Source organism: Streptomyces calidiresistens (assembly GCF_014141525.1).
GTDB classification, from domain to species: domain Bacteria; phylum Actinomycetota; class Actinomycetes; order Streptomycetales; family Streptomycetaceae; genus Streptomyces; species Streptomyces calidiresistens.
Window position 1 is genome coordinate 1 of sequence record NZ_VKHS01000453.1, and the last position, 4577, is coordinate 4577.

Genomic DNA, 4577 nt, shown 5'->3' on the forward strand with positions numbered 1-4577 from the left:
GCTCCGCTCCCTCGACCCGGGGGACACCCCCGTCGTCCTCACCGGCCCCACCGCCTACGACCCGCAGTGGTGCGACCCCGACCCCCTGGTCCTGGACGCCCCGGAGTCGCCCCGGTCGAACCGGACCCGGCTGTGGGCGGACGCCCTCGGCCTGGAGCCCGGGGAGGACCCCGGCTTCGACCTCGCCACCACCGTCGCCCCCTACCGGCTGACCGGCGACCGCGTCCACCGGGCCGCCCGCTCCGCCCTGCGGTTCGCCGCCCTCGACGGCACCCCGCCCACCGCCGACCACATCCGCCGGGCGGCGCGCGGACAATCCGCCTCCGGCCTGGAGCGGCACGCCCGCCGCATCACCCCGGCCGTCGGCTGGGACGACCTCGTCCTCCCCGAGGACACCCGCGAGCACCTCCACGAACTCGCCCGCCGCGCCCGCCACCGCGAACAGGTCCTGGGCGACTGGCGGCTCAGCGCCGGCGGCGGACGCGGGCGCGGCGTCCTGGCCATGTTCGCCGGCGAGTCCGGCACCGGCAAGACGCTCTCCGCCGAGGTCGTCGCCGCCGACCTCGGCCTCGACCTGTACGTCATCCAACTGTCGTCCGTGGTCGACAAGTACGTCGGCGAGACCGAGAAGAACCTCGAACGCGTCTTCACCGAGGCGGACCGCACCGACGCCGTCCTCCTCTTCGACGAGGCCGACGCCGTCTTCGGCAAGCGCTCCGAGGTCAAGGACTCCCACGACCGCTACGCCAACCTGGAGAGCGCCTACCTCCTCCAGCGCCTGGAGGCCTTCAACGGCATCGCCCTGCTCACCACCAACCTGCGGTCCAACATCGACGACGCCTTCACCCGCCGCCTCGACCTCGTCGTCCACTTCCCCTTCCCCGACGAGGAACAACGGCTCGCGCTGTGGCGACACAGCCTGGTCCACGTCCCGTGCGCCGACGACCTCGACCCCACCCCGTGCGCCCGCGGCTTCGAACTCTCCGGCGGCGCCATCCGCAGCGCCGTCATGACCGCCGCCTACGCGGCGGCCGGCCGCGGCACCCCCGTCACCACCGACGACCTGCTCACCGGGGCACGCCGCGAGTACCGCAAGGCCGGCCGCCTCGTCATCGGCGACACCGCCATGTGACCCCGGTGCCCCCGCGACGGACGACACCCGTCGCCGGGGCACCGGCGCCGGTCGGCTCCCATCGGCCCGGACTCACTCGTCCCGGGGAAGGTCGGTCATCCGCGAGATGCGGCGCGCGGCGGCCTCCGCCTCCCGCTCGTGGCGGTCACCCGGGTCGGAGAGCTTGACCCCGCCGGCGGTCTCGGTGCCCTCCACCGGCCCGTTCCGCTGTTGCTGGGCATGTTTCAGCTCGTGATACATGGTGTGCGGGTCGTCGGCTCCCGCTCCGAGGACGATGTGCTGACGGCCGGCATGGCTGGTGGTGTAGGCACGCGCGCCGAACTCCTCGGCGGAACGCCGCGCGGCGGGCCCGTACGAGTCGCGGCGACGCCGCTCCGGGGCCGTGGCACGACCACGGCCCCGCGAACGCCCGGCCGGCAGACCGAGGGCACGACCGTCTGCGCTCACGACCGGCGCGCCGCGCGTGCCTCCTCGGGGCTGCTGCGGTTACTTCCTCTTCCACTCCTTCACGGGCAGCCCGCCCGGCACCTTCAGTTCGAAGCTGCCACCGATCGCGGTGTCCAGTGCCCCCGCCGGCTCGTTCCCCGCTCCGAACACGCTGACCGCCAGCAGTTTCTTCAGGGCACTGCCGGAGCCACGGAACGCCTTGACCTTTGCCATCGCCTGGCGCGCCTCGTCCGCGTCCATGCTCTTGTTCATCGTCTCCAGCAGGTCGGGGGAGACCCAGCAGTTCTCGATCTCGTCGAGATCCCACTCGGCGTACCAGTGCGTGTCGTTCAGCCAATTGCGATGAGGCACCTGGCCATCGATGGAGACCAGGTAGAACGTGAACTTGATGTTGCCCAGCGAGCGCCAGTCGGCGACGTTGGTGTGCTCCCCCAGCCGTCCGGCGAGCGCGTTGTCGTACGTCGACGCGATCTCATCAAAAGATGGCGGAGTGTTGGGATCCTTGCCGGTGTAGTGGCGGATGGTCCACTTCTTGCTCAGCAGGCCTGCCGCCTCCGCCTGCTTCATCCGCACGGGCGGAAGTCGTTGCGACCCGGCGTTCTTGATGCTGTCGAGCATGTTGAACGGCTGCTGTCCCTCAGCGGGGCGGAACTGCTGCTCAGTCATGTATTGCATCAATTCCCAGGCATCTGCCTGTGAATGCCCGGACGCCACCAGAGCCGCGACCATCTCCTGCGGGGTTTTCGCGTTGCGCAGCGCTTCGTCCTGGTCTTGCCGGCCGCTGGTGTCCTGCGCGGACCCGGGTTGCCCGGGACTGCCGGGCGCCGAACCGTCCTGTTCGGATGCCCGTTGTACGGGGCTGCCGGGCGCCGCGCCGCCGTGTCCGGCGAACACGGGAGGCGCCGGCAGGCTCGTGGCGGATGCCCGGGCCATGTCCCTGCCGAAGCTCTCGGCGGCCTTCTCGGCCGGGTCGCTCGGGCTGGATACCTTCAGCCCGGCCCCGTTGTCGGTCCCCGGCACCGGCCCATGGGCCTGCTGCCACACATGGCCGACCTCCTCGCCCATCACACGGTCGGTCATGCCCTGCGGCGTGGTGACGATGTGCTCCCCCATGGTGTACGCAAGAGCCCCGATCGCCGCCGCCGAACGCTGCGCGACCGGACCGGTGTGCACCCGCACATGACCCAGGTCCATGTTCAGCGCCCGCTCCGACTTCTCACGCAGATCAGACGGCAGGGGCTGAGCGGGAGAGGACACGGCGGCGTCCACCAACGCCCGCTGAGCGGCGGGCTCCTGGTCCCGGTCGTGTCCCGGGTCGCCCTCCTGCCGCTCCCTCTCGATGGCCTGGGCCACCGCCGCGTTACCCGCCGCACGCTGCAACGCCAGCATCCTCTCGGCACGCGTGGACGACAGCGGCGCCCCGCGGGCACTTTGCCGGCCGGCGGCCTTGTCGGTTCGTTCCTCGTGTGCGCGCAAGGCTCTTCCCTCTCGTGTTCTCTCCCCCTCAGCATTACCCGTGTGGGCCGCGGCGCGGGAAGGGCCGGCCGGGCAATGTCGCGGGCGCAGTGGGCGGTCACAGGGGCAAAAGCGCACGTCGCATCGGCCCTCATGTGTCTGCTCTCAATCCCGGGCCGCGCGTTTGCCCGGATCGGGATTCGAACGGTGCCGGTTCCGGTGCTTGCCGCAGGCGCTGGGAACGCGAAGTCGCCGACAGGCTTCGGTGGCGGTGGGAGAGTGGTGTTCGGGGTCGCGGTCCGGACCCGGTGACCTCTTGGTGGCACTGCTGACCGTCAGTGCCGAGACGATCAGTCGCGTTGTGCTTCGCGGGAGGCCGACTGTCCGCTCCTGCGGGAGCTTCGGAGCCCCTCGGAGGCCTTTCCACGGCTTGTTCCCGGTTCGTCGCGCGCGTGCACCGATCGCTCCCCGGATGGCGGCGCCGCCGAAGGTGTGTCGAGAGAAGTCCCTCGGAAGCCACCGCACAACACCTTTCGGGCCGAGATGCATCGGGGCACGCCCCCTGCCTCTTGGGGCAGTCGACACGCCGGTGCCGGTGCCGGTGCCGGTGCCGTCGCCCGGGCCGAGGGATGGGGGGCCGATGTCGGAAGGCGGGCTTCGCCGGACACCCCGGCCGCTCCGGGCTTCTCCACGGCGATGCCTCCCCGGCCGACCGCTCCGTTGCCGCGCTCTACCGAACCGGACCGCGCTCATCGGCGATCACCCCGGGTTCCGAGAGGAAGACCTCCCCGTCAACGGGCCCGTAAGCGACGTTGAAGGTGTCGAGCCAGTACGACCAGTCCCGTATTCCCGCCATGCTGCTGAAGCGGTAGTTCAACTGCCACCGAACCCACTGGCCGGGAAGCAACCGAACAGCCGGTGGCCTGCGCGGCCTGGGCGGCAACCCGAACAACGGCTCCACCCGGGCGAACACCCGGAGTCGGTCACCCTCCTCCCGAAGGCGGACACCGATCTCGCGGAGTTCCTTCTGCTCCGAACGCGGCTCGAACCCGTCGTCCTCGGACCTCCGGACGACGTGGGCGACTCCGGGAGGCAGCCGGGGCAACGCGAAGCCGACCGGGACGGCATTCCTGCGGGCGGCGGCCTCCCCACTCCGGGACCGCTTGGTCCAAGACGTCTTGACCCACTGCACCGTGATCTCCATCGAACCCCCTCGCCCGGAGCCCACGAGCGCCACGCCCCGGCGGCATCCGGGTTTCCGAGGGCCTGCCTGCCACGGGCCCTCGCCGTGCCCTCCGTACGGAAGAAGCGAACCCCCGCACCGTCCGGTGCCCACCCTCCGGTTGCCTCCGTGACAACACGTGCCGGCTGCTCGGGAAGCCGCGAAGGAACCCGCCGGAGCACTCCGATGAGAGTGCCGGTCGGCAACGGCACCCCGAACCACCCGACCGAGTACGGAAAGTAGGCGTACGAAGACATTCCGTGGACGGTACGGGTGATCGGCTGCCAGGCTTGGGGGAGGGCCTGTCTCTTATAGACATCT

At 71.0% G+C, this 4577-nt stretch carries 4 protein-coding genes; 1 reads left to right on the plus strand and 3 read right to left on the minus strand.

All coding sequences use genetic code 11. From position 1 onward, the window contains the following. Positions 1 to 1132 (plus strand): ATP-binding protein (locus FOE67_RS17405; RefSeq protein WP_182665336.1); only part of this gene is annotated, 1132 nt, incomplete at its 5' end. Positions 1133 to 1204: 72 nt separating this feature from the next. Here the strand turns inward: FOE67_RS17405 and FOE67_RS17410 are convergent. The 3 genes from FOE67_RS17410 to FOE67_RS17420 form a co-directional block, all read right to left on the minus strand. Then, the gene (locus FOE67_RS17410) at positions 1205 to 1579 is read right to left on the minus strand and encodes an eCIS core domain-containing protein (protein ID WP_182665338.1); all 375 of its coding nucleotides are present in this window, start codon (positions 1577 to 1579) and stop codon (positions 1205 to 1207) included. Between the two features lie 39 nt (positions 1580 to 1618). Then, the gene (locus FOE67_RS17415; protein WP_182665339.1) at positions 1619 to 3055 is read right to left on the minus strand and encodes an eCIS core domain-containing protein; all 1437 of its coding nucleotides are present in this window, start codon (positions 3053 to 3055) and stop codon (positions 1619 to 1621) included. 709 nt (positions 3056 to 3764) lie between these two features. Beyond that, entirely contained in the window at positions 3765 to 4238 is a 474-nt protein-coding gene (locus tag FOE67_RS17420) for a hypothetical protein (RefSeq protein WP_182665341.1), read from the minus strand. Positions 4239 to 4577: the final 339 nt, after the last annotated feature.

What these genes read in the sequence shown, in the direction of transcription:
- FOE67_RS17420 (WP_182665341.1), bottom strand. Translation starts at nt 4,238, where the DNA reads ATGGAGATCACGGTGCAGTGGGTCAAGACGTCTTGGACCAAGCGGTCC.